This window comes from Novosphingobium aquimarinum (assembly GCF_009746585.1).
GTDB lineage: Bacteria > Pseudomonadota > Alphaproteobacteria > Sphingomonadales > Sphingomonadaceae > Novosphingobium > Novosphingobium aquimarinum.
This window is the reverse complement of sequence record NZ_WRPO01000052.1, coordinates 1-3,326: the sequence shown is the minus strand read 5'-3', so window position 1 is coordinate 3,326 and position 3,326 is coordinate 1. Positions and strand designations below refer to the sequence as shown.

3 protein-coding genes are annotated in these 3,326 nt (G+C 59.4%); 2 read left to right on the top strand and 1 reads right to left on the bottom strand.

Going from position 1 to position 3,326, the window contains the following annotated elements; translation table 11 throughout:
• Positions 1-327: 327 nt before the first annotated feature.
• The gene (locus GQO94_RS20680; protein WP_156843255.1) at positions 328-1,092 is read right to left on the bottom strand and encodes a class II aldolase/adducin family protein; all 765 of its coding nucleotides are present in this window, start codon (positions 1,090-1,092) and stop codon (positions 328-330) included.
• An 80-nt stretch (positions 1,093-1,172) separates the two neighbouring features.
• Between GQO94_RS20680 and GQO94_RS20675 the strand changes: the two genes are divergently transcribed.
• Entirely contained in the window at positions 1,173-2,186 is a 1,014-nt protein-coding gene (locus tag GQO94_RS20675; protein WP_198046094.1) for a TauD/TfdA family dioxygenase, read from the top strand.
• Complete coding sequence (locus tag GQO94_RS20670) at positions 2,183-3,268, top strand: spinster family MFS transporter (RefSeq protein WP_156843253.1); 1,086 nt, start codon at positions 2,183-2,185, stop codon at positions 3,266-3,268. The genes GQO94_RS20675 and GQO94_RS20670 overlap by 4 nt, the downstream gene beginning before the upstream one ends.
• The last annotated feature ends 58 nt before the right edge of the window (positions 3,269-3,326 follow it).

Sequence of the window (3,326 nt, the reverse complement as noted above, 5' to 3'; positions counted from 1 at the left end):
GTCAATGCAACGTTCGCCTCTGTGAGACCCGATACAGCACGACCAGGCTCCGGTCCGGCCAGTGCGGACAGATCCATGAAACCCTCAAGGGATCAACACCGCCTAGCTCTGCAATTACAGATCCTGAGCCTAATAATAAACGCAGATCAAGCGCACGGTGCTCATTGGCACCTTCACATTCAATTGTCCGAGACCACAGGAGCATCCAGTACTAGTTGGCCCCGCGCACACCCCGGGGCCCACGCAGTTGGCCAAGGTACTGCCAGCCAATAGGGTGAGGCGCGGCCGGCATCTCACGCGAACCCCGCTCCGCTGCGACACCCTGATCTATGCAATCGGCGGTACATGAAGAGGATCTCGCCGCCCGTTCCGCTCGTCCTTGCGCAGCATGGCCTCCCAAGTGAGTTGGGCGATATAGTCGAACCCTGCATCAACTTGGCTGCGGAAGTGACTGACCATGGCGTTGCTTGGAATGATAAGTTCGGAAGACGCACCCGCCGCGACCTGGATCTCGCACGCCTTCTCCAAATGAAACAGATAGAAGAACGCTTCGGCGATTGTTGGAGCGGCGACCAAAGTGCCGTGGTTGCGCAAGATCAAGCCGTTCTTGCCGTTCAGGGCCTCCACCATTCGAGGCATCTCATCCTCATCCACCGTCACGCCCTCCAGGTCGTGGTAGCCTAGTCGGTCGTGCAGGAACATCGCGTGGAAGCTGAGCGGCAGCAGGCCGCGCTTTTGAGCGCCTACCGCGATTCCTGCAACCGTGTGGCAGTGAAAAACGCAGTGAGCCTCTGGTATCTCCCGATGGATATAGCTGTGGATCATGAAGCCAGCGCGGTTTATCCGGGCTCCCTCCGGCCCGCCGACCACATTTCCATCCAGGTCGACTTTGACCAGCGAAGTGGCTGTCACCTCTTCGTACATCATCCCCAAGGGAAGAAGCAGGAAGTGGGTTTCAGGCCCAGGGACACGAGCGGAAAAGTGAGTTCCGATTCCATCGTCCCAGCCGTGGTGTGCCGCCAACCTGTAAGCTGCCGCCAGCTCTGCACGTGCCTTTGCCTCAGCTTCAGAAATGTCTTCTTGCACCGTCATCTCTCCCGCTTGATCGCATAATGTTATCGACATTTTGCAGCTTTGTCGATTATTCTGGGTAGAACGAGATGGAGAGAGTGATGGATGTCTTCGGCGACGGACTGCGGGATGTTGATTTCGATGAAGCCGTTTACCCGCCAGTCGTGACGGCCCGTGCCAAGGCTCTACGAGAAGACCCAGCCAGTGCATCAAGCTGGACCACCAATCACAAGCCTGTGATCGAGCTGATCTTGCTGCGCTTCGGAGTTGTCACTTTCCGCGGCTTTGGGCTGCGAGCGGCCCGCGATTTCGATGCTTTCCTTTCCAGTTTTGAGGGACACGGCGCCGGCTATGCTGGAGGCACGTCACCGCGCGGGGCCGTTTCAGGGCGAGTGATGCAGTCAACCCAAGCTCCGCCTGACCGTGAGATTTTGCTGCACCAGGAGATGGCGTATACACGCGACTTTCCGAAGCGACTGGCGTTCTTCTGCGAGGTTCCGCCAGAAAGCGGCGGTGAAACCCTGATCGGGGACATGCGCCGCTTCACTCGCGAGGTGCCAAATGCATTTTTCGACAGGGTCAAGCGTTTGGGCGTGCGATACGTCAGGCGCTTTCGCCACCCGGATTGGATGCCTGGGCATCCGGACCTGGATTTACTGCATCGGAGTTGGGCGGATGCGTTCGGAAGCGAATCGCGCGAAGAGGCCGAGGCAGCTTGTCTGGCGACGGGATCGGATTGCGTCTGGACACCGCACGGGCTGGAAGCAAGCTTCGTCACCAAAGGGTACGAAATTCACCCGCAGACTGGTGAGGAAATCTGGTTCAATGTTATCCCGGCATTCGACCTTAATGCGGTGAGCCAAGGTCAAAGATTCCAGGCTCTGCACGAAGAGTTCTACGGCACCGAGCATCCATGGCCACAGGCCGTGATGTTTGGAGACGGCAGCGAGATCAGTCCCCAAGAGATTGCAGCGCTTTACCCGGTGATGAATGCCGCAACGACTGCTCCCAAGTGGCAGCACGGTGACGTCCAACTGCTGGACAACATCTTGACCGGCCATGGCCGGGCGACGTTCACCGGCCAACGGCTGGTTCGCGTGATGCTGCTCGCATGACGGCTGCGGTCGGGCGACAGGACCAGCCCCGGTACATCCTCTTTCTGCTGCTGCTCGCGTATATGTCGAGCTACATCGATCGCATCGCTCTTGGGATCTTCGGGGAAGCTATAAAACGTGACCTGAGCATTTCTGACACTGAGCTCGGTGTCTTGACGGGTTTCGTGTTCGTGATCTTCTATAGCGTGCTTGGCGTACCGATCGGTCGGCTTGCAGACCGGTTCCCTCGCCGCAAGTTGCTGACAGCGTGCCTTTGCCTGTGGTCAGCCATGACTATCCTGGCGGGGTCCGCGACCACCTTCGGTACGCTGCTCCTGACGCGCATCGGTGTAGGCATCGGAGAAGCTGGTCTGACGCCGTCTGCCCATTCGCTGCTCTCTGATCTCTACCCGCGGCAGCGGCGCTCGTTTGCATTTGCGGTTTTCGGAGCCGGCCCGCCGTTAGGCATCATCGTGGGTGCTCTGGCCGGCGGCTGGATTGCACAGGCACTCGGCTGGCGTATCGGGATGGTGGCGATTGGCCTTCCGGGGATTGTGATCGGCTTGCTGTTCTTGCTCACCGTTCACGAGCCTCAGCGGGGACAACAGGACGATGAGCCGGTTGCCGATGCTTTGCCCAGTTTTGGCGCCGCAGTTCGGACGGTTGCGCGAGATCCTCTATTCGTACTGGTGACGCTTGGCATGGCCTGCGCCGCAGTCTCCTTGTACAGCCTCTCCACCTTCACCGTCCCACACCTCATCCGTCGCTACGAGATGGACCTTTTCACGGCCGCCAGCCTGTTCGGTGTGTCTTACGGTACGGCGGGCGTCCTCGGCGCGGTTCTGGGAGGAGTGCTCACCGATTGGGCCGGAACACGCAATCACCGTTGGTACGCTGGCTTGCCGGCGCTGAGCTACTTTGCGGGAGGATTGTGCCTGGTGAGCGCGCTTCACCAAAACGGCTACCGGGCCTTCACCTTCCTGTTCTTTGTGGGTGCGATCTGTGTCAACTTGGCGCTGGCACCCGCGCAGGCGGTGGTTGAGAACGGCGGTGCAAAATTAGACCACGGTAGCGGCGGCGAAGTGCTGCTGCGGGCGGCGTAAAAGTCGTCCACTTTTTCCCTTTCGCGATGGCGGCGAGGGGGATGAGGGATTTACACCG

Coding starts and splice junctions, on each gene's coding strand:
- GQO94_RS20670 (WP_156843253.1), top strand. CDS start 2,183: ATGACGGCTGCGGTCGGGCGACAGGACCAGCCCCGGTACATCCTCTTT.
- GQO94_RS20680 (WP_156843255.1), bottom strand. CDS start 1,092: ATGACGGTGCAAGAAGACATTTCTGAAGCTGAGGCAAAGGCACGTGCA.
- GQO94_RS20675 (WP_198046094.1), top strand. CDS start 1,173: ATGGATGTCTTCGGCGACGGACTGCGGGATGTTGATTTCGATGAAGCC.